The organism is Ruminococcus difficilis, assembly GCF_016680995.1.
The window spans coordinates 16,961-38,293 of record NZ_JAEQMG010000140.1; the positions used below are offsets into that span (position 1 = coordinate 16,961).

Genomic DNA, 21,333 nt, shown 5'->3' on the forward strand with positions numbered 1-21,333 from the left:
CTCCTTAAACCTTCTCCGGGTCGGTGATGTAGCCTGCCACCGCGCTTGCCGCTGCCACAGCAGGGCTTGCGAGATAGACCTCGCTGTCGACGTGACCCATTCTGCCGACGAAGTTGCGGTTGGTTGTCGAAATAGCTCTCTCTCCTGCCGCGAGAATACCCATGTGGCCGCCGAGACAGGGACCGCAGGTGGGTGTTGAAACGACAGCGCCTGCCTCAACGAAGATGTCGAACAGACCCTCGTGCATAGCCTGCAGCCAGATTTTCTGGGTGCCGGGAATAACGATGCAGCGCACGCCCTTGGCGAGCTTCCTGCCCTTGAAAATCTCAGCGGCCGCTCTGAGGTCGGAGATCCTGCCGTTTGTGCAGGAGCCGATCACGCACTGGTCGATCTTTACCTCACCCTCGCCGATTTCGTCGACGGTCTTTGTGTTCTCGGGAAGATGCGGAAAAGCGACGGTCGGGCGGATTTCGCCGAGGTCGATCGTGTATTCCTCGTCGTAAACAGCGTCCTCGTCGGCGGTGTACTCGACGGGAGTGCCCTGATATCTGCCGCTGCAGTACTCGCGGGTAACGTCGTCTACGGGGAAGATACCGTTCTTCGCGCCTGCTTCGATCGCCATATTGGCAATGCAGAGTCTGTCGTCCATGTTCAGCTCCGCAACGCCTTCGCCCGTGAACTCCATCGACTTGTAGAGAGCGCCGTCAACACCGATCATGCCGATGATGTGGAGAATAACGTCCTTGCCGCTGACATAGCCCTTGGGCTTGCCGACGAGATTGAACTTGATCGCGGACGGAACCTTGAACCATGCCTTGCCGCTGATCATGCCTGCCGCCATGTCGGTTGAGCCTACGCCCGTTGAGAACGCGCCGAGCGCGCCGTAGGTGCAGGTGTGAGAGTCCGCGCCGATGCACAGGCAGCCCGGGCCCACAAGACCGATTTCGGGCAGAAGCGCGTGCTCAATGCCCATCATGCCGACGTCCATGAAGTTTTTGATGTCGTACTTGTTCGCGAAGGTGCGGGTCTGCTTAACGAGCGTCGCCGCCTTGATGTCCTTGTTAGGCGTAAAGTGGTCCATGATCATCGCGATCTTTGTGTTGTCGAAAACCGCGGTCGCGCCGTTCTGCTCGAAAACGTTGATCGCGACAGGCGAGGTAACGTCGTTGCCGAGAACCATGTCGAGCTTGGCGTTGATCAGCTGACCAGCCTTGACTTCTTCGAGCCCCGCGTGAGCCGCGAGGATTTTCTGGGACATTGTCATACCCATATTGTATCACTCCAATTTTTTAATATGTTAATTAAATTTTTCAAGACCCTCGAGGGCTCTTGTGATGTCGGACTTTCTCGCGTGACCCATCACCTTTCCGTTGACAACGGCGGTGTAGAGTGTGTCGGTGTCGGGATAGAACGCGACGTCGTCTGAGTCGCCGTCCTCGTAGGTGTACTTAATTGTAAGGGTCGCTTCACCGCTTGTGCTGCCCTCGTTGGGGTCGGCAAGCTCGATCATGCCCACGTCCGAGCAGAAGCCCGAGAAGTTCTCGATCTGTATCTCCTCGCCGCCGAGGAATACGGTCGTTACATAAGAGGTGCTCTCGTTGCCCTCGTCATCGGTGGTGTGTGACTCGCGTGTGCTGAGCCTGAACGCCTTGCCGTTGACCTCGAAGCCCGTCAGTGCCGTCATCTTGGGATAGAGCACGTACTCGCTGCAGAGCTTCTCGTATGTCGTGTCTACCCACGGAACCTTCTCCGCCTTGATCGTGTAGACGATGCTTCTGCCGCTGAGCATGAGGTTGACGTTTCCGTCAGCGTCGGGCTTTGAAGCCGAGAGGCTGACGCTTGTGTCTGGATAATCCGCATTGAGCGTCGCGTGGGGCTGTGAGAGTCCCGCATCGCTGAGCTGAGAGTCGGACGGATTGACATACTTCACCGTGTCCGCGTACAGGCCGCGGATACCGCCCTCTATCTTGCTCGACTCGCTCTCGCTCGCGAATCTCGTCATCGGCTCGGTGAGGTAATAGGTAGATGAAAACTTCACGCCCGTGTATCTCTCGAGGATGAACGACGCGCCGTTTGAGGTCACGTTGATAGTCTGTGCGCCTGAGTTGTCGGTGCTGTCGGCGGTGTCGTTGATCGTCAGGCTTATCATATCATTCACGCCGAGCAGGAAGTTATTCGCGGTGTCGGTATCGATGACGTATATCTCCTTGCCGTCGCCGAACTTGATGTAGGTGCCCTTCGACTGCGGAGCGTCCGCGCCGACGGTGATGACCTCCTTTGTATCGTCCGTGAAGGCGATTTCCGCGACGGAACGCGGCTTGTCAAAGCCGAATTCGCTGCCGCCGTTGTCCTCGCCCGCTATTCTTGTGAACGAGAGAGTAGCCGCCGCGTTCGCGATCTGATCGGGCACGCCCGAACGGATCTCAAAATCCTCAAAGCCGACGAGGGTGTACACAGTCGCCTCGCCCTCGGGTGTGTTGGCGGTGATGTCGAGGGTGCCGTTCTCGTTCTCAACGTGGATGGTCTTTATGTCGGCAGGCACATACTCCATCAGGGTACCGTAGCCGTTTTTGCTGCCGCCCGTCTTGCCGATCACCGCCTGGTGAACGCCGTTTGCGTCGGTGCTCAGGGAGATATCCGCGGCCTCGTCGGGAGTAGCGGCGCTGCTGTCGGAATCGCCGCCCTTCGGCAGGAGAAGCAGCAGAACCATCACTCCCGTGAGGACTACCGCCGCGGCGATTATCGCTATCAGTGTTATCTTTTTGCTCTTACTCATTACATATGCCTCCTGCGCAGCCATACTATGATGCCGGTGATTAGGATTGCAATGGGAATCACGCCGATGAAGATTATGCTCATCGCGCCCGTTGTGTTGACGTCGGTCACGCCGAGCTCTGTATTGTCGAGCTTCTTGCCCGTGATCGTAACGCTCTCGTCAGACTTGTCGGAAACCGTGTTGAGCACGCTCATGAAGAAGTCCGCGTTGTTGAGGCTGTTCATCGTCATGAAGTCGGACGAGAACATTCTGTCGGAGCCGTAGATGATAAGCCTTGACTCCGCGTCGGAATTGCTCTTGACGCTCTCGGCGGCAACGGCTATCTTCTTGCCTGTGATGCCGTCCTCGGGCTTGAAGCTGTCGTCCGCGTCAGTCGGGAAGATGCCCGCGCGGTCGGACGCGTTGAGAAGCGCGTGAGAGGTGTTCTCGTCGGTGATCTCGATTCCGCGCGTCTGGTAAACCATGACGGGAATGTCCTTGTTCTTGAGGCCGTCGGTGTAGTATTCGTTGTAGTCCGTGATGAATACGAACATATCGGAGCTGCTCAGGAGGTGATCCTCGCTCGTTTCGTATACGAAGCCGTCGGTGAGCTTCATGCCCCACTCCTCGATCAGCGCCTCGGCGTTTGGCGTGTCGGTGTTCTCGGGAGTCGGAATGTAGATCAGGTTCCTGCCGTACTTGCCGTCGTTGTCGAGCCACTTCTCAAGCTTCTCGACAGCCTTGGCGTCGAGGTCGACCTTCGGCGCGTAGATTATAGCGAACTGAGCGTCCTCGTCGAGGTCGTCCGTAAGGAGAGATACCTCGCGAACGTCATAGGCGTTATTCGAAATCAGTGACTTGAGCGCGGTGTAGTCGCTCTCCTGGTTGCCCGTGATGAAGTCGACGACGACCTGGTTCTCTGTCGTGACCTTCATCGCCGCGGTGACTGTCGCCTGCTCGATCGTCGTACCGTTGACCTGGTAGTAGCCCGCCGAGAGGTACTGCTCGTCGTAGGTGAAGCAGTCGTCTGTCTTGACGCCCTGATATCTGTCGCCGCACTCCATGACAGCCATCGTGTCCTTGGAGCTCCAGTCGATGTTCTTGTATTTGTTGGTGAAGGACGGATTTGAGGTGGTGTCGATGTAGGACACGGTGAATTTGCCGTTTGAAGCCGCCTCCATCTTCTCGAGCAGGTTCTTCGCCTGAACGAAGTACTCGCCGTTGCCCACAAAGTCGTTCTCGGGGCTGAGAATGTACATATTAACGTCCTTGTCGAGGTGGGACATGAAGTCCTCCGCGTCGTCTGAGAGCGCGTACGCGCTGTTGGAGGTCAGATCCATCTTGAGGTTCGGGAACCGCTCGACGAGCAGTCCCACAACTATGTTGAGTACCACGACAAGCGCGACCGCCGCGATCACAAGTACGACGGCAAGGCTTCCGTGGCGCGCCTTTCTCGATTTGAGAAACGCCTTGATGCCCTTGGAGGAATTGTTTTTCTTTTCCATATTAATACCTCCTTAGCTCCAGCGTCTTTTCTCGAGCGCGCGGACGGTGAAGAATAGGAACAGCGCCGTCACGCTCAGGAAGAATATCACGTCGGTAATGCTGAGAATACCGTATGTGAAGTTTTCGTAGTACTTCATGAAGCTGATTTTCTCGAGCACAGCGGAGATCCACTGAATGCTGATGTTGTTCACGAAATAGCTCATCATGCTGATGAGAAGTCCCGCGCCCATGCCGAGAACCGCCGCGACTACCTGGCTCTCCGTCAGAACCGAGATGAACACGTTTATCGCTATCATCGAGGCTCCGAGCAGAAGAGTTCCCAGCAGAGTGCAGAGGATAACCGACCACTGCGGCTGCGCGAAGAACGAGATCACCACCGCGTAGATAAGATAGATCACGTTGCACATCGCGAACATCAGGAACGCCGCGAGGAACTTGCCGAGCACGATCTCAGTCAGAGAGCACGGTGAGGTCAGCAGCGCCTGGTCGGACTTCTGCTTCTTTTCCTCGGCAAAGGACTTCATCGTGATTATCGGAATGAGGAACATTATGATGAAGAACATGTTTGAGAATACATATGTGAGGCTGGTGCTGTTCTGGGCGAATACGTAGAAATTGAAGAACAATCCCGAAAAGAAGAAAAACACCGCCAGCACGACATATGCCGTCGCGGAGCTGAAATACGCGCTCATTTCGCGCTTTAATATCGCGCCCATATTATCGACCTGCCTTTCCCGCGCCCTGAGTCAGCTTGAGGAACATATCCTCAAGGCTCTCGTTGCCCGACTTCATCTCGAGAATCGGGGCGTTGATGCGCGCCATCGCGCTGAATACCTCTCTGCGGATATCAAATTCGTTGCCGTACTCAACGCTGTAGACCGCGCTCTTTTCGCCAAGCTCGCGAACCTTCATGTACTTCTTGACCCCGGGGATCTTCTTGATCTCGCCGAGAACATCGGACGGTGAACCCTCAACGGTCAGCGAGAGCTTCTGGGTATCGGCGAGAGCCTTCGAGAGCTCGTCTGCCTTTGAGTCAGCCACGAGCCTGCCCTCGGAAATTACGATTATCCTGTCGCAGGTCGCCGAGATCTCGGACAAAACGTGCGAGGAGAAGATCACCGTGTGCTTCTTGCCCAGGCTGCGGATAAGCTTGCGGATCTCGATTATCTGCTTGGGGTCAAGGCCGACGGTCGGCTCGTCGAGAATCAGCACCGGCGGATTTCCGAGCAGCGCCTGACCGAAGCCCACGCGCTGGCGGTAGCCCTTGGAGAGGTTCTTGATAAGTCTGTCAGCCATGTCTGTGATGCGCACAAGCCGCATGATCTCCTCGATGTGCTCCTTCTTGGGCAGCTTGACCTTCTTGAGGTCGAACATGAACTCGAGATACTTGCGCACCGTCATCTCGGGATAGAGCGGCGGGATCTCGGGCAGATAGCCGATTTTTCGCTTGGTTTCGCGCGGGTTCTCGAGAATCTCGGTTCCGTCAACCGTGACGGTTCCAGAGGTAGACGATATGTAGCCCGTGATAATATTCATGGTCGTGGATTTGCCCGCGCCGTTCGGCCCGAGAAAACCCAGAACCTCGCCCGTATCGACAGTAAAGCTGATGTCGTCAAGAGCCTTGATGTCGCCGTATCGCTTGGTAAGGTTTTTCACCTCAATCATGTACTTCACTCCTTGCTTATTCTATAAAACACCGATAATAATATTACCACAAAAATCGCCGTTTGGGTAGAGATTTATCAAAATTTTCAACGGAATTTCACATTCACGAATTTTTACGGCAAACGCGGAAACAATGATTAATGACGTTTTATCAAATCGGAGCGTCAGCGACCCTTAATTTTCCATTTTACATTTTCAATTTTCAATTAAAAAGGAGTTTTTCCATGCAATACATTTACGCATTTCTTGTCGGCGGAGCGATTTGCCTTATCGGTCAGCTCCTGATCGACAAAACTAAACTCACCCCCGCCAAAATCCTGACGGGCTTTGTTATCGCGGGCGTTGCGCTGAGCGTGCTCGGACTGTATCAGCCTCTCGCGGACTTCGCGGGCGAAGGCGCGGCTGTGCCGCTGAGCGGGTTCGGCAACCTGATGGCGGAGGGTATGAAGGACGCTCTGCGCGAGGACGGCGCTCTCGGAATCCTCACGGGCGCACTAAAAAGCGCCGCCGCGGGTATCGGTGCGGCGATCATTTTCAGCCTGTTAGGCGGTTTGTTAGGAAAGGCTAAGGGCAAGGACTGAGGTTTGTATATTTTTGCTGTGGTTAAAATGCAATTTCTATGCTATAATGGAGAAAAACGCGGAATACGTGTTATTTAGAAAGGAAGATTGCATTTATGAAAACCACGGCAAAGCAGCTGCTCGCGGTGCTTCTGGCGCTCGTTATGACCGTTTCGTTCATGACTGTCATGGCGGTCAGCACCTCGGCGGCAACAACCCCTGTTCCCGTCGGCACAAACGGCGACATCCAAGGCGGCACCAACCACTGTGAGGAATTCAGCACGACCTATCCGGATGACCCGATGCCTCCCGTCTTTGAGGTGATCCCCAAGCTCGTCATCTCCCAGCCCGAGCTCGACTATCCCGCCATGCCCGAATACGCCATGACGCAGACCGGCAGCTCGGATGATCTCTATTTTTATGAGACCCTGACGCTCAAAGCGTCTCCTTATCCCTATGAGTGCAACGTCGCGCTGTATTCCGCCATCTTCCCCGCCGATCCTCCCGAATACTGCGAAGAGGATAACATCGCGTTCTATGTGAGGAAGGACACCGAGGTCACCTTCCGCTACCACGCCTTCACCGACACGCTCACGGTTGAGCGGAACGTTGATCTCGAAATGACTGACAGCGAGTACACGCTGCCATATGAAGAAACTCCCACCACCATGGAGCCCACCTCCGAACCGATCGGTGAAACGCTGGAGCTCTACTGCATTCTCAAGATCTACCGTCCCGACGGCGCTGTGATGGAAAGCGGCATGTATCAGGCTGTCATGGGCTTCTCCCCCACGTTCACCGCAGACATCAGCGATCTGCCTGTTTTTGACACACCCTATAAGGCAACACTCAATGTTTATTCCTGCATCTGGCCGGATGAACTCGTTTTCAGCAGCGACGAATGGTTCTATGTGCGCAGCGAAGGCACCGTCAGCTTTAGGGCATACGCCCCCGGCGGAAGTCTTACTATCAGCGGAGACGGCGTTGAGCTCACCACCGACCCCGATGTGACCTACCCGACGACCCTACCCGACGTAACGACCCTTCCGCAGGAATGGACGACCTCACCCGCCACCACCGCACCCGCGTATCACGGCGACATTTGCTTCGGCGACGTGGACATGAACGGCAAGCTGACGATCGCGGACGCGACCCTGATCCAGCGCGCGGCGATCGATCTCGTGAAGTTCAGTCAAAACCAACTGTATCTCGCCGACGTGAACGGCGACAGCCGCATCTCGATCCTCGACGTCACCTGCATCCAGAAATACCTCGCGGAGTTCCGCGACGGCACCGCATTAGCAGGCGAATTCGCGATGACGTTGATATAGACAGATATTCCCGGAAAAATAACAGCCGTCAGGGTTTTCTCCTGACGGCTTATTTTTATGCAGACAAAAGCGGAGCTGCCGCACGAATGTGCGGCAGCCCTTTATTATTTGTATTGATTTGTGTTAAATCAGGTCGCGTCCTCGAAGCTTGCGATTCTGGAGAGATGCGCGTACTTCTGCTCAGCGTACTTCTCAGCCTCGTTGAAGAGCTTCTCTGCTCTTTCGGGGAACTTGCGGGTGAGAGCGTTGTAACGAACCTCGCCCATGATGAAGTCGCGGTAGGAAGCTGTGGGAGCCTTGCTGTCGAGCTGGAAGGGATTCTTGTCCTCAGCAGCAAGTCTGGGATCGTAACGGAAGAGGTTCCAGTAGCCTGCGTCAACAGCCTTCTTCTCCTCGAGCTGAGCGATGCCCATGCCGCCCTTGATACCGTGGTTGATACAGGGAGCGTATGCGATGATCAGTGAAGGACCGTCATAGCTCTCAGCCTCTACCATAGCCTTGAGTACCTGGTTGTTGTCAGCGCCCATAGCTACCTGAGCGGTGTAAACGTAGCCGTAGCTCATTGCGATAGCAGCGAGGTCCTTCTTCTTTACAGCCTTACCGGCAGCTGCGAACTGTGCAACGGAGCCGATAGGAGTAGCCTTGGAGGACTGGCCGCCTGTGTTGGAGTAAACCTCTGTGTCGAATACGAGAATGTTTACGTTCTCGCCGGAAGCGATTACGTGGTCGAGACCGCCGAAGCCGATATCATAAGCCCAGCCGTCGCCGCCGAAGATCCACATGGACTTCTTGGCAAGCTCGTCCTTGTCAACGAGGGTCTTCTTTGCAAGCTCGCCGACCTTAGCGTCGTCAACAGCCTTCTCGAGCTCTGCGATAAGAGCGTCGGTAGCGGGACGTGAAGAGGTGGAATCTGTGATAGTGTCGAGATAACCCTCGCAAGCTGCCTTGAGGTCAGCGTTGTCGGTGGTATCCTTGATCTCGGTTACATAACCAACGAGTCTGTTGCGGATAGCCTTCTGACCGAGAGCCATACCGAGACCGAACTCGGCGTTGTCCTCGAAGAGGGAGTTCATCCACGCGGGGCCGTAGCCCTTCTTGTTGGTGGTGTAAGGAGTAGCGGGTGCGGAAGCGCCCCAGATGGAGGAGCAGCCTGTAGCGTTGGCGATGAACATTCTGTCGCCGAAGAGCTGTGTAACGAGCTTAGCGTAAGGAGTCTCGCCGCAGCCTGCGCACGCGCCGGAGAACTCGAGCAGGGGCTGCTTGAACTGGCTGCCCTTGACGGTTGTGAACTTGAACTTCTCTGCAACCTCGGGCTTCTCGTCTACGGTCAGACCGTAATCGAAGAGAGCCTGCTTGGGTCTCTGAGAGTCGATGGGCTTCATCACGAGAGCCTTGTTGCCCTTCTTGCCCGGGCAAACCTGCGCGCAAGCGCCGCAGCCGGTGCAGTCGAGGGTGGAAACAGTCATAACGAACTTGAGTTCCTTGAGACCGATCATCGGGATAGCAGCGGTGCCCTCGGGAGCAGCGGCAACCTCCGCGTCAGTCATGGGAACGGGACGGATAACAGCGTGCGGACAAACGATCGCGCAGCGGTTACACTGGATGCAGTTCTCGCTCTGCCACTCGGGAACGTCAACCGCGATGCCTCTCTTCTCGAAAGCAGCGGAGCCGTTGGGGCAGGTGCCGTCGATGTGGTCAACGAAAGCGGAAACGGGCAGCTTGTTGCCCTTATAAGCGTTAACGGGCTTGAGGATGCCGTTTACGTACTCGACGAGAGCGCCTTCGCCTGCAGCGTTGTCAACAACAGCGTCGTCGGCAGCGTTGAGCCACTCAGCGGGGATCTCGACCTTCTTGAGGTCTTCCATACCGCGGTCGATCGCGGCGTAGTTCATGTCTACGATAGCCTGACCCTTCTTGGAGTAGGACTTCTTTGCAGCGTCCTTCATGAACTGCTTTGCTTCCTCAGCGGGGATGATGTCGGCGATCTTGAAGAACGCGGACTGCAGAACGGTATTGACACGGCCGCCCAGACCGATTTCCTTACCGATCTGAATCGCGTCGATGGTGTAGAAGTTGATCTTTCTCTCGGCGAGGATTCTCTTCATCTTGCCGGGGAGACGCTTGGAAAGCTCATCAACATCCCAAGCGCAGTTGAGCAGGAAGGAACCGCCTTCCTTGAGGTCGTCGACGATGTCGTACTTGTCAACATAAGAGGGGTTGTGACAAGCGACAAAGTCAGCCTTGGAGATATAGTAGGTAGATTTGATCGGGGTGTTGCCGAAACGCAGGTGGGATACGGTCAGACCGCCGGACTTCTTGGAGTCGTAAGCGAAGTAGCCCTGTGCGTACATGTCGGTGTGGTCGCCGATGATCTTGATGGAGTTCTTGTTCGCACCGACGGTACCGTCCGCGCCGAGACCCCAGAACTTACAGCTGTGGGTGCCTGCGGGAGTGGTGTCGGGATTCTCCACAACGGGGAGAGAGAGGTTGGTAACGTCATCGACGATGCCGATGGTGAAGCGCTTCTTGGGAGCCTCCGCCTCAGCGTTTCTGTAAACAGCGATAACGTCTCCGGGGGTGGTGTCCTTGGAACCGAGACCATAGCGGCCTGCGAATACCTTTACGCCCGCGAACTCGGAGTCATTGAGAGCAGCGAGAACGTCGAGGTAGAGGGGCTCGCCGATGGAGCCGGGCTCCTTGGTTCTGTCGAGAACGGAGATAGTCTTGACGGTCTTGGGCAGCTCGGAAACCATATACTCGCCGACGAAGGGACGATACAGTCTGACCTTGAGCAGACCGACCTTCTCGCCTGCGGCGTTGAGGTAGTCAACAACTTCCTCTGCGCAGTCGCAGACGGAACCCATCGCAACGATCACGTGCTCTGCGTCAGCAGCGCCGTAGTAGTTGAAGGGCTTGTAGTTGGTGCCGATCTTCTCGTTGACCTTGTTCATGTACTCGATCACGACTTCGGGAACAGCGTCATAGTACTGGTTGCAGGCTTCTCTTGCCTGGAAGAAGATATCGTCGTTCTGAGCGGTACCGCGGGTAACGGGGTGCTCAGGGTTGAGGGAGCGTCTGCGGAAAGCCTCTACAGCGTCCCAGTCGAGCATGTCAGCGAGGTCAGCATAATCCCACTGCTCGATCTTCTGGATTTCGTGAGAGGTGCGGAAGCCGTCGAAGAAGTGCAGGAAGGGAACTCTGCCCTTGATCGCGGTGAGGTGAGCAACGGCGCCGAGATCCATACATTCCTGAGGATTGTTGGAGCAGAGCATCGCGTAACCTGTCTGACGGCAGGCATAGATGTCGGAGTGATCGCCGAAGATGGAAAGTGCGTGGCTGGTCAGCGCACGAGCGGATACGTGGATAACGCCGGGGAGCAGCTCGCCCGCCATTTTGTACATGTTGGGGATCATCAGGAGCAAGCCCTGAGAAGCGGTGTAGGTGGTAGTGAGCGCACCTGCCGCGAGAGAGCCGTGAACAGCACCTGCTGCGCCGCCCTCAGACTGCATCTCAGTAACCTGAACTTCTCTTCCGAAAAGGTTTTTCAGACCGTTTGCCGAGTACTGGTCGGTCAGGTCAGCCATTACGGAAGAAGGGGTGATGGGATAGATAGCAGCAACATCGGTAAACGCGTAGGAAACGTGAGCGACAGCGCTGTTACCATCCATGGTTTTCATTTTTCTTGCCATTGGTTTCGTCCTCCTTATAAATCGACACGGCTAAATCGGGGAAAATAGCCGCAACGTGCAAAAAAATCACACGTTTCATTACCCTATATTTTATCACTTTTGCCAACCAATGTAAAGTCTTTTGATTCGCGTTTTTAAACTTTTTTATTTTCTGAATACACGTTTTCGCGGGATGTGTTCATCAGACTCGCGCCAATCCCATTTCTCACGGACAAATCAAATATTTATGAATACGAATCCTTTATTTAAATTCGGCATTCAGCAAAACAGATAGTAAAAAAAGACTGACCAAGCCTTGCTTGGTCAGTCCGTCAGATGACTGTCTCAGACAGCACAACTTCAAATTGAATCAATCGCCTGTTTCCTGCGCGGGTTCCGCCTGCTGGGATTGCTTTGACAAAGCGATTCCCGAAACCTGCTCAAAGCTGCACAGACAGCCGCCGTAGTACATATTCTTCTTATAGTCATTATAGAATACGCGGAGCCATCCGTTTGCGTCGTAGTAGCGGATATAGGATCTTGCGACAACCTTTTTGTCTGTTTTGTCTGCCGATTTCTCATAGGTGACGACAAACGTGTAAAGCCTGTAGTTATCAAAATTGCGGTGGTCGTCAATAATCGTACCCGTCGGATCTCCGTTTTCGCCCGTAATCGAGATTCCTCTGGTGCAGTTGATGTTTTGCTTTTCATCTCTGTTATTTCTCTGTCTTACAACATAACCATCAGCATTTTTACTAAAAGATACTGTTGGTTTCTGTTGATTACAAACAACCATCTTCCACTGTGCAGGGAATTGCCTTTGTACGGCATAAACAGCGAGCAGACTCAAAACGAGTCTGCTCCGCTTGACTTTCGCGCGCTGAGTTTCGGAACACCCTTTGACCGGGGCAGACAGGTGTTCTCCTGCGGCAGGCATCCGGACCGGAAGCCTGTTTCCCTTCTCCGCGCACGACGTCGATTCGCATTATCAGAAAAACGAACCGCTTCCGATGCTGTCGTAATCGCCGTACCGGTTTTCCAATTCATCATCAGATTCGGTAGAACTGGTCGGATCGGTGGACGGAACGGTCGGGAGCAGTCCTCCCGACGTCGTAATCACGTCTTCTGTATCAAACTCTGTGATGATGAAGATTATACGTTCGTATTCAGCTTGCATTTAACTCTCTCCTAACCCGAAAATTTTGGGATCCTTACAAAATAAGTTTGCCATAACGCGCATTTTTTCGCGCATGAGAACCTGATATTTGCTTGAATATCTCCGCCATTTTCAGAGTTTTCAGGCATCTTTTCTCTTCATTCTAATAAACAAAACGACATGTGTGTCTATGATTATGGTAAACATTGAGATTATTTTTTAATTTTTTCACAGCACCGGCAAAAAGTCGACAAAAAAATATCATCACACGGCGGTTTTTTTCTGTGTTGTCAATAGATATGTCCCTTTTAAAAGAAAAAGAGAGAGGCAGGAAACAAATCCAACCTCTCTCAAAATTAAAAATCAGGAAATTACAGGATCGAGTTGATCAGACCGCCCTTTTGAATGATGTTCTGGATGAACTCGGGGAAGGGCTCCGCCTGATAGGTCTTGCCTGTGGTCTCGTCGGTGATAACGCCCGTATCGAAGTTGACGGAAACGGTGTCGCCGTCCTTGATTTCCTTTGCCGCCTCATCGCACTCGAGGATCGGGAGACCGATGTTGATCGCGTTGCGGTAGAAGATGCGCGCGAAGGTGGAGGCGATGACGCAGGAAATGCCGCTCGCCTTGATCGCGATGGGCGCGTGCTCACGAGAGGAGCCGCAGCCGAAGTTTTTCTCGGCGACCATGATGTCGCCCTCCTGCACCTTGTTGACGAACTGCGCGTCGATATCCTCCATGCAGTGTGCCGCAAGCTCCTTATGGGAGGCGGTGTTGAGGTATCTCGCGGGGATGATAACGTCGGTGTCGACGTTGTCGCCGAATTTATGTACTCTGCCTTTTGCGTTCATGTTGCTTCCTCCTTACATAACCTTCTCGGGGTCAACGATATAGCCCGCGACGGCGCTTGCCGCTGCGACTGCGGGGCTTGCGAGATAGACCTCGCTCTCGACGTGACCCATTCTGCCGACGAAGTTGCGGTTGGTGGTGGACACAGCCTTTTCGCCTGCCGCGAGGATGCCCATATGTCCGCCGAGACAGGGGCCGCAGGTCGGTGTGGAAACGACCGCGCCCGCCTCTACGAAGATATCGAACAGACCCTCATGCATCGCCTGCAGCCAGATGTTCTGCGTGCCGGGGATGATGATGCAGCGCACGCCCTTGGCGATCTTCCTGCCCTTGAAGATCTCCGCGGCGGCTCTGAGGTCAGAGATTCTGCCGTTAGTGCAGGAGCCGATGACGCACTGGTCAATCTTCACTTCATTTTCGCCGATCTCATCGACGGTCTTGGTATTTTCGGGAAGATGCGGGAACGCGACGGTCGGACGGATGGTGCTGAGATCGATGGTGTATACTTCGTCATAGACCGCGTCCTCGTCGGCGGTGTACTCGACGGGAGTACCCTGATATCTGCCGGTGCAGTATTCTCTGGTGATGTCGTCGACGGGGAAGATGCCGTTCTTCGCGCCTGCCTCGATCGCCATGTTCGCGATGCAGAGACGGTCGTCCATGTTGAGGTACTGAATACCCTCGCCCGTGAATTCCATGGATTTATAGAGCGCGCCGTCCACGCCGATCATGCCGATGATGTGGAGAATGACGTCCTTGCCGCTGACATAGCCCTGCGGCTTGCCGACAAGCTCGAAGCGGATTGCGGAGGGAACCTTGAACCAAGCCTTGCCGCTGATCATGCCTGCCGCCATATCGGTAGAGCCGACGCCCGTTGAGAATGCGCCGAGCGCGCCGTAGGTGCAGGTGTGGGAATCCGCGCCGATGCAGAGGCATCCGGGGCCGACCAGACCTTTTTCGGGCAGGAGCGCGTGCTCAATGCCCATCATGCCGACGTCCATAAAATTCTTGATGTCATACTTGTTCGCAAAGCTTCTGGTCTGCTTCACGAGCGTCGCCGCCTTGATATCCTTGTTCGGCGTGAAGTGATCCATAATCATCGCGATTTTGGTGTTGTCAAAGACGGCGGTCGCGCCGTTCTCCTCGAACACGTTGATAGCAACAGGCGAGGTGACGTCGTTGCCGAGCACCATGTCGAGCTGCGCGTTGATCAGCTGACCCGCCTTTACCTCATCCAGTCCCGCGTGAGCCGCGAGGATTTTCTGAGACATTGTCATACCCATGTTGTATTCCTCCTGAATGTATATATATAATTGTATGCGTTATGCGTTGACCTTTTCCAGATCCTCGAGCACTCTGGTGATGTCGGATTTTCTCGCGTGACCCGTGATATCGCCGTTCACCGCGACGACATATTTGCTGTCTCCGGCGGCGTAGAATTCCACCGTGTCGGAGGTGTCGTCGTCAAAGGTGTAGTGAAGCGTCAGCTCAGGCGAGCCGCCTGCGTTTGCTTCCGTATTGTCCGCGAGAGCGATCATGGCGACCTCGTCGTAGAAGCTCTGGAAGTTCTCGATCTGGATCTCGTCCTTGCCCTCAAAGACGGTAGTGACGGTGGAGGTGGTCTCGTTGCCCTCGTCGTCGGTCTTGTGGGAAACGCGCGTGCTGAGCGTGAAGTCCCTGTCGTTGATTTTCAAGCCCTTGAGCGCGGTCAGCTTGGGACTGAGCGCATAGTCGCCCTTGAGCTTTTCATAGCTCGTATCTGCCCACGCGACCTTGTCGGCGGCAAGCTGATAGATGATATTTCTGCCCTCGACCATCACATAGACATTGCCGTCGCTGTCGGGAGCGGATGCGCGGAGGTTGACGCTGACGTCGGGATATTCCGCGTGCATGGACGCGTGGGAAAGTCCCAAGTCCGCGATCTGTCCGTCGGAGGGATTGACCATCACGACCTTGTCGGCATAGAGTCCGCGGATGCCGCCCTCGATGCGGCTTGCCTCCATCTCACCCGCAAAGCACTTCTTCGGCTTTGTCATCCGGTAGTGGGTCTGGTACTTGTCGCCCGTATAGGGTTCGATTGCGATGCTCTCGCCGCCGACCTCGACCTCCATCAGGCTCACCTGCGCACTGTCTGCGTCGGTGGAGGAGGCGCTCTCGGTGATGGTCTTGGCGATCAGGTCGGTCACGCCGAAATCAAAGACGCTGACGGTGGTGGTATCGGAGAGGAAGATATCCTTGCCGTCGCCGAACTTGACATAGGTTCCCTTGCCCTGCGGCGCGTCGTTGCCGACGGTGATCACCGCAGAGGTATCGTCCGTAAAGGTGACGGTGACGACGGAGCGCGGCTTGTCAAAGCCGAACTCGCTGCCGCCGTTGTCCTGACCCGCGACCTGCGTGAAGCCGAGCGTGGAAGCGGCGTTCGCGATCTGGTCGGGAATGCCCGACTGGGTTTCATATTCCTCAAAGCCGACGAGCGTATATGCCGTCGCGTCACCCTCGGGGGTGGATGCGGTGATATCAAAGCTGCCCGCGTTGTTCTCTACGTGAATAGTCTTGATATCGGCGGGCACATACTCGAGCAGCGTGCCGCTGCTGTTGTGCTCGACGTTGCCGAACGCGTCCCTGCCGATGATCGCCTGATGCACGCCCTTTTCGTCGGTGCTCAGCTCCAGCTTGACGCCCTCGTCCACGGATGCGGCGTCCGGATCGGAGCCGCTGCCCTTGGGCAGAAAAATCAGCGCGAGCATGACGCCGACGAGAACGACCGCAGCGATAATGACGATAATTAAAGTCTTTTTCTTGTTCATTACTTGTTCCTCCTGCGCACCCAGACAATGATGCCCGTCAGCAGAATCACGACGGGAAGCGCTACGACGAAAATAATCATCATCGCGCCCGAGGTATTGAGGTCGGTCACACCCAGCTCGGAATTCGCGAGCGACTTGCCCGTAATGGTGACGCTCTCGTTCTCCTTTTCGGAGAGGGTGTTGAAGATGTTCATGACAAACTCGGCGTTGTTGACGCTGTTGAGCTTGAGGAAGTTGGTGGAAAGCATCCGGTCGGAGCCGAATACGATCAGGTGCGACTCGCTGTCGCCGCCCTTCTTGACGCCCTCTGCGGCAACGGCGATCGGAGAACCCGTGATCGCGTCCTCCATCTTCCAGTCGTCAGCGGGTTCGTAGGGAATCACGCCCGCACGGTTCGAGGAATTGAGCAGCGCGTGCGCGTCGTTTTCGGAGGTGATCTCGATACCTCTGGTCTGGTAGACCATCACGGGGATGTCCTTGTTTTTCAGACCCTCGGTATAATAGTCGCCGTAATCGGTGATGAAGGCGAAGTAATCGCCGCCGCTGAACAGGTGATCCTCGCTTGTTTCATATACAAAGCCCTCTGTCATCTTCATGCCCCAGCTTTCAACCAGCGCGTCCGCGTTGGGAGAGTTGATATTCTCGGGAGAGGGAACGTAAATCAGGTTTCTGCCGTACTTGCCGTCGTTGTTGAGCCACTTTTCGAGCTTCTCGACGGTGCTTTCGTCGAGGTCAACACTCGGCGCGAAAATGACCGCGAACTTCGCGTCCTCGTCAAGGTCGCCCGTGAGGAGAGAAACCTCGTTGACCTGATAGGCGTTGGAGGTGAGGATGGATTTCAGCGTGGTGAAATCCGCTTCTCCGCTGCCCGTGATGAAGTCGACCACGACCTTGTCCTCGGTCGCGACGTTGAGCACGCCCGTGACGACAGCCTGCTCGATGGTGGTGCTTTCATACTGACGGTAGCCGTACATCTGATAGTACTCCGCGTTGTAGGTAAAGCACTCGTCGACCGTGAGCGCCTGATACTGGTCGCCGCATTCCACGACTGCGAGCACATCGGAGGATTTCCAGTCGATGTTGCTGTACTTGCCCGTAAAGGACGGGTTGGAGGTGACGTCGACATACTCGATGCTGAGCTTGCCGTCAGAGACCGCGATCATCTTTTCCAGCAGGTTCTTCGCCTGCACAAAATACTCGCCCCCCTGGGTGAAATATTCCTCGGACGAGAGGATATAGAGCTTCGCGTCCTTGCTCATGTGAGAGAGGTAGTCGACGGTTTCATCCTGCAAAGCGTAGGCGTTGTTCGCCGTGAAGTCCGCCTTGAGGTTGGGGAAGCGGTCGACGAGCAGTCCCACGATGATATTGATCACAACGACCACTGCGATCACGCCGATAACGATCGCGATGGCAAGGCTGCCGTGACGCGCCTTGCGCGATTTGAGAAACGCTTTGAAGCCCTTTGAGGTTTTTTCTTTCTTTTCCATCTTGAATCCTCCTTAGCTCCAGCGTCTTTTCTCGAGCGCGCGCACGGTGAAGAACAGGAACAGCGCGATCACGCTCAGGAAGAACACCACGTCGGTAATGCTGAGAATACCGTAGGTGAAATTTTCGTAGTAGCTCATAAAGCTGATTTTTTCGAGCACGGTCTTGATCCACTCGATGCTGACGAGGCTGACAAAGTAGCTCATCATCGAGATGATCAGTCCGACGCCCATGCCCAGCACCGCGGCAACGACCTGACTCTCGGTGAGGACGGAAATAAACACGTTGATTGCGATCATCGAGCCGCCCAGCAGCAGGGTTCCCAGAAACGTGCAGAGAATGACCGACCACTGCGGCTGCGCGAAGAACGAAATCACGATCGCGTAAACAAGGAAAATGCAGGTGCAGAGGGTGTACATCACAAACGCGCCGAGGAACTTGCCCAGAACGATTTCCGTCAGGGAGCAGGGCGAGGTGAGCAGCGCCTGATCGGACTTCTGCTTTTTCTCCTCGGCAAAGGTTTTCATGGTGATGATCGGAATCAGGAACATGATGATGTAGAACATGTTATTGAATACATAGGTCAGGTTGGTGCTGTTCTGCGAGAATACGTAGAAGTTGAAGAACAGTCCCGAAAAGAAGAAGTACACCGCCATGACCACATAGGCGGTCGCCGAGCTGAAATACGCGCCCAGCTCTCTTTTTAATATCGCGCCCATCTTACTTTCCTCTCTTTCCCGCGTTCTGCGTCAGCTTGAGGAACATGTCCTCAAGGCTCTCGTTGCCCGACTTCATCTCGAGAATCGGACAGCCGATACGCACCATCGCGCTGAATACGTCGCGGCGGATATCCGCGTCGTTGCTGTATTCAATGCTGTACTCGGCGATCTTGTCGGAAACGTCCCTGAGCTTGACGTATTTCTTGACGCCGGGGATCTTCTTGATCTCACCGAGAACATCGGAGCTGCCGCCCTCAACGGTGAGGGAGAGCTTCTGGACGTCGGCGAAGGACTTGGAAAGCTCCTCCGTCTTGGCGTCCGCGACGATCCTGCCCTCGGAAATAACGATCACGCGGTCGCAGGTCGCGGAGACCTCTGACAGCACGTGGCTCGAAAAGATGACCGTGTGCTTCTTGCCGAGACCGCGGATCAGCTTGCGGATCTCGATGATCTGCTTGGGGTCGAGTCCGACGGTCGGCTCGTCCAGAATCAGCACGGGCGGATTGCCGAGCAGCGCCTGCGCAAAGCCGACGCGCTGACGGTAGCCCTTCGAGAGGTTCTTGATGATGCGGGATTCCTTGTCGGAAATCTGCACCAGACGCATGACCTCGTCGATGTGCTCCTTCTTGGGCAGCTTGACCTTTTTGAGGTCAAACATGAACTCCAGATATTTTCTCACCGTCATGTCGGGATAAAGCGGGGGTATTTCGGGGAGATAGCCGATTTTTTTCTTGGTCTCCTTTGGATTCTCGAGAATTTCGCTGCCGTCAACGGTAACGGTTCCCGAGGTTGACGAGATGTAGCCCGTGATGATGTTCATGGTCGTGGATTTTCCCGCGCCGTTCGGGCCGAGAAATCCGAGCACCTCGCCTGTGTCAACGGTAAAGCTGATATCGTCAACAGCCTTGATGTCGCCATAGCATTTTGTGAGGTTTTTTACCTCAACCATCTGCCTCACTCCTTTATTTTGATAACATCGTTTTTAATATTAACACAAAACTTTGATTTTGTGTAGCGGTTTTGGAAAATTTTCAACAGAAATTCACATTTTTGAATAGGTATGCGAAAAACGCGAATACTAATCCAAGCCTATATAAATAAGAAAGGAGATCATCATGCAATATCTGACAGCTTTTCTGGTCGGCGGACTGATCTGCTCCGTCGGTCAGATCCTGATCGACAAGACAGGGCTGACGCCCGCGAAAATCCTCACGCTCTTCGTTACGGCAGGCGTTCTGCTCGGCGCGCTGGGACTGTATCAGCCGCTTCTTGACTTCGCCGGAGAAGGCGCCGCCGCTCCTATCAGCGGCTTCGGATGCCTGATGGCGGAGGGTATGAAGGACGCGCTGCGTGAGGACGGCGCTGTCGGCATCCTCACGGGTGCGCTCAAAAGCGCCGCGGGAGGTATCGGCGCGGCAATGGTCCTCAGTCTGATTGCGGGCGTCCTCTTCAAGCCGAAGGATAAGGGATAAAATATCACAGCATAACAGTCAAAACTCCTCTGTATTTTTATTGAATATGTATTTTGAATTTTTTATATATGTATGTTATACTATTTATAATCAAAAAAATGAGGAGTTTTGGCTTATGAAAGCATTCTGGAAACAAGCTGCTGTTATCGCCGCCGCACTCGCACTGTCCATCTGCCTGATTGTCGGTCTCTCGGTCAACACGCTTGCCGCGTCCGCATCACACCAGCAGGTCGGCACCAACCACTGCGTTGAGATTTCTTCCTATCCTTCCAATCCCTATTCGGGTATGACGAATCCCGACGGCAGCCCTTATACCTATCCGACGAGCGGTCTTACCAATCCCGACGGCAGTCCCTATACCTACCCGACGAGCGGACTTACCAACCCCGACGGCAGCCCCTATGAAGAAGATTTCACCGATGAAGTGTATCCGGGCACACTCGAGCTTTACTGCGACCTTGTCATCAGACAGTACGGTTCGGACAAGCCTGTCGGCGAATACGGCATGGAGCAGAAAGTTCCCGGCTTCTCCGTCAACTTCTACAAAACCGTTTCCGATCTGGAGCCCTCCAACAAGCTCTACTACGCCACGGTCTATATCGGCTCCTGCATCTATCCCGCAGACCCCAAAACAGAGGGAGAAACCGTCAGCTTTATGGTGCTGAAAAAGGGCGACGTTAAATTTTCCTGTTATTCCCTTTCGGGCTCACTGACTGTCAGCGGCGACGGCATTGACACCACCATCACTCAGCCTTCCATTCCCGCCGAGACTGTCACCTATCCGCCCACCTATCCGTATACCACGGTTCCCTACAGTCAGAGAGTCACCTACCCGAGCGAAGAAAATTCCGTGTGGACAAGCAGTCCCGATGTCACCACCGTTCCCGCGCCTTATACGACGGCACCCCAAACAACCGAGGCACGGATCGAAATACCTGTCTACTGCGGCGACGCTAACGGAGACGGCTTGATCAGCATTGATGATGTGACCCTCGTTCAGCTTTACTCAGCGGAAGTCAGCACTGCCATCTATTTTGATTGCGGCGACGTGAACGGCGACGGGGAAATCAATATCATCGACGCAACCTGTATTCAGAGATACATTGCCGATTTTACTGAGGATATCGGCTTTGCCGGTGAACAAATCGGCGTCAGGTATGTCTGAAATCATCTGATCTAATCCCAAAAAAGCCGGCAAAAATGCCGGCTTTTTTTCTTGTCACTTGACAATTGTAAGTTTTTAGGCGATAATATGAGTGATAAAAAAACAGCAATATTTTTGTGTACAATTACAAGATATTGTACAATTTTTTTCCGTTCCACTCATCGTGAGAACAAGATTTGCGCTCCAAGGAATCAT

At 54.5% G+C, this 21,333-nt stretch carries 18 protein-coding genes; 4 read left to right on the forward strand and 14 right to left on the reverse strand.

Annotated elements, in window-relative coordinates; translation table 11 throughout:
* Nucleotides 1-4: 4 nt before the first annotated feature.
* Genes leuC (JKK62_RS12670) through JKK62_RS12690 form a run of 5 tightly spaced genes read right to left on the reverse strand, consistent with a single transcriptional unit; the run spans nt 5 to nt 5,926 of the window.
* On the reverse strand, nt 5-1,270 hold the full coding sequence (gene leuC / locus JKK62_RS12670; protein WP_201428195.1) for a 3-isopropylmalate dehydratase large subunit: 1,266 nt from the start codon (nt 1,268-1,270) through the stop codon (nt 5-7).
* A 27-nt stretch (nt 1,271-1,297) separates the two neighbouring features.
* A complete protein-coding gene (locus JKK62_RS12675; protein WP_201428196.1) occupies nt 1,298-2,776 on the reverse strand; it encodes a DUF4340 domain-containing protein in 1,479 nt (492 codons plus the stop codon).
* Nucleotides 2,776-4,260 (reverse strand): GldG family protein, encoded by a 1,485-nt coding sequence (locus tag JKK62_RS12680; RefSeq protein ID WP_201428197.1) that lies wholly within the window; start codon nt 4,258-4,260, stop codon nt 2,776-2,778. Before JKK62_RS12680 ends, JKK62_RS12675 begins: the two co-directional genes overlap by 1 nt.
* Before the next feature lie 12 nt (nt 4,261-4,272).
* On the reverse strand, nt 4,273-4,977 hold the full coding sequence (locus JKK62_RS12685; RefSeq protein ID WP_201428198.1) for an ABC transporter permease: 705 nt from the start codon (nt 4,975-4,977) through the stop codon (nt 4,273-4,275).
* Nucleotide 4,978: 1 nt separating this feature from the next.
* On the reverse strand, nt 4,979-5,926 hold the full coding sequence (locus tag JKK62_RS12690; RefSeq protein WP_201428199.1) for an ABC transporter ATP-binding protein: 948 nt from the start codon (nt 5,924-5,926) through the stop codon (nt 4,979-4,981).
* A gap of 224 nt (nt 5,927-6,150) precedes the next feature.
* Here JKK62_RS12690 and JKK62_RS12695 point away from each other — a divergent pair, with 224 nt between their 5' ends.
* Entirely contained in the window at nt 6,151-6,507 is a 357-nt protein-coding gene (locus JKK62_RS12695; RefSeq protein ID WP_201428200.1) for a SpoVA/SpoVAEb family sporulation membrane protein, read from the forward strand.
* A gap of 95 nt (nt 6,508-6,602) precedes the next feature.
* Nucleotides 6,603-7,817 (forward strand): dockerin type I repeat-containing protein, encoded by a 1,215-nt coding sequence (locus JKK62_RS12700; RefSeq protein ID WP_201428201.1) that lies wholly within the window; start codon nt 6,603-6,605, stop codon nt 7,815-7,817.
* Nucleotides 7,818-7,945: 128 nt separating this feature from the next.
* Here the strand turns inward: JKK62_RS12700 and nifJ are convergent, their stop codons facing one another.
* The 9 genes from nifJ to JKK62_RS12745 all read right to left on the reverse strand — a co-directional run bounded on the left by nifJ (nt 7,946) and on the right by JKK62_RS12745 (nt 19,450).
* A complete protein-coding gene (nifJ, locus tag JKK62_RS12705; RefSeq protein ID WP_201428202.1) occupies nt 7,946-11,506 on the reverse strand; it encodes a pyruvate:ferredoxin (flavodoxin) oxidoreductase in 3,561 nt (1,186 codons plus the stop codon).
* Between the two features lie 349 nt (nt 11,507-11,855).
* A complete protein-coding gene (locus tag JKK62_RS12710) occupies nt 11,856-12,281 on the reverse strand; it encodes a hypothetical protein (RefSeq protein WP_201428203.1) in 426 nt (141 codons plus the stop codon).
* A gap of 192 nt (nt 12,282-12,473) precedes the next feature.
* Complete coding sequence (locus tag JKK62_RS12715; protein ID WP_201428204.1) at nt 12,474-12,662, reverse strand: hypothetical protein; 189 nt, start codon at nt 12,660-12,662, stop codon at nt 12,474-12,476.
* A gap of 350 nt (nt 12,663-13,012) precedes the next feature.
* Complete coding sequence (gene leuD, locus JKK62_RS12720) at nt 13,013-13,492, reverse strand: 3-isopropylmalate dehydratase small subunit (RefSeq protein WP_092966503.1); 480 nt, start codon at nt 13,490-13,492, stop codon at nt 13,013-13,015.
* Nucleotides 13,493-13,504: 12 nt separating this feature from the next.
* Nucleotides 13,505-14,773 (reverse strand): 3-isopropylmalate dehydratase large subunit, encoded by a 1,269-nt coding sequence (gene leuC, locus JKK62_RS12725; RefSeq protein ID WP_201428205.1) that lies wholly within the window; start codon nt 14,771-14,773, stop codon nt 13,505-13,507.
* A gap of 39 nt (nt 14,774-14,812) precedes the next feature.
* Nucleotides 14,813-16,297, reverse strand: coding sequence for a DUF4340 domain-containing protein (locus JKK62_RS12730; protein WP_201428206.1), 1,485 nt, complete (start codon nt 16,295-16,297; stop codon nt 14,813-14,815).
* On the reverse strand, nt 16,297-17,784 hold the full coding sequence (locus JKK62_RS12735) for a motility-associated ABC transporter substrate-binding family protein (protein WP_201428207.1): 1,488 nt from the start codon (nt 17,782-17,784) through the stop codon (nt 16,297-16,299). The genes JKK62_RS12730 and JKK62_RS12735 overlap by 1 nt, the downstream gene beginning before the upstream one ends.
* 12 nt (nt 17,785-17,796) lie before the next feature.
* Nucleotides 17,797-18,501 carry an ABC transporter permease gene (locus JKK62_RS12740; protein WP_092966495.1) on the reverse strand — a complete coding sequence of 235 codons (705 nt, stop codon included), beginning with the start codon at nt 18,499-18,501 and terminating at the stop codon, nt 17,797-17,799.
* A gap of 1 nt (nt 18,502) precedes the next feature.
* Nucleotides 18,503-19,450, reverse strand: coding sequence for an ABC transporter ATP-binding protein (locus tag JKK62_RS12745; protein ID WP_201428208.1), 948 nt, complete (start codon nt 19,448-19,450; stop codon nt 18,503-18,505).
* A gap of 166 nt (nt 19,451-19,616) precedes the next feature.
* On the opposite strand from JKK62_RS12745, the gene JKK62_RS12750 reads away from it, so the two are divergent.
* Nucleotides 19,617-19,973 (forward strand): SpoVA/SpoVAEb family sporulation membrane protein, encoded by a 357-nt coding sequence (locus JKK62_RS12750; RefSeq protein WP_201428209.1) that lies wholly within the window; start codon nt 19,617-19,619, stop codon nt 19,971-19,973.
* Between the two features lie 115 nt (nt 19,974-20,088).
* On the forward strand, nt 20,089-21,138 hold the full coding sequence (locus JKK62_RS12755; protein WP_201428210.1) for a dockerin type I repeat-containing protein: 1,050 nt from the start codon (nt 20,089-20,091) through the stop codon (nt 21,136-21,138).
* Nucleotides 21,139-21,333 lie beyond the last annotated feature (195 nt).